Genomic DNA, 535 nt, shown 5'->3' on the forward strand with positions numbered 1-535 from the left:
GCTGGGGATCGTCGGCCTGATACTGGCGGTATTGGTCTCCTACATGCTCGGCCGCCGCCTGAGCAAGCGACTCGAAACCTTGCACGCCGGAGCCCGAGCCTTCACCGCGGGCCAGCTCGGACATCGTCTACCGGTTCGACATCGTGACCCGATCGGACGACTACAGGAGGCCTTCAACCAGATGGCCGAGACGCTGCAGAGCAAGGAGGCCGATATCCAGCGTCACATCGACCGACTCAACGAGTCGGTCAATGACGCGCAGGCCGCGAATCGTGCCAAGACCGAGTTCCTGGCCAACATGAGCCATGAGATCCGCACCCCTATCAACGGTGTGCTGGGGATGACCGAGCTACTCCTGCACAATGGCCTGGACGAGGAGAGCGAGCGCTTCGCGCGCGCCATCGAGAGCTCGGGACGGACCTTGCTGGCGGTCTGCAACGACATCCTCGACCTCTCCAGGATCGAGGCCGGCCAGCTTGATCTGGATCTCATCCCCATCGATCTGCGCGAGCTGGTCGAGGACATGGGCGAGATG

General features: G+C 63.0%; 1 protein-coding gene. It reads left to right on the plus strand.

What is annotated here, in order from left to right:
• A partial coding sequence (locus KDM41_18920; GenBank protein ID MCB1185498.1) for a HAMP domain-containing protein occupies positions 1 to 535 on the plus strand: 535 nt, incomplete at both ends.

The sequence above is a fragment of the bacterium genome, from assembly GCA_020440705.1.
GTDB lineage: Bacteria > Krumholzibacteriota > Krumholzibacteriia > LZORAL124-64-63 > LZORAL124-64-63 > JAGRNP01.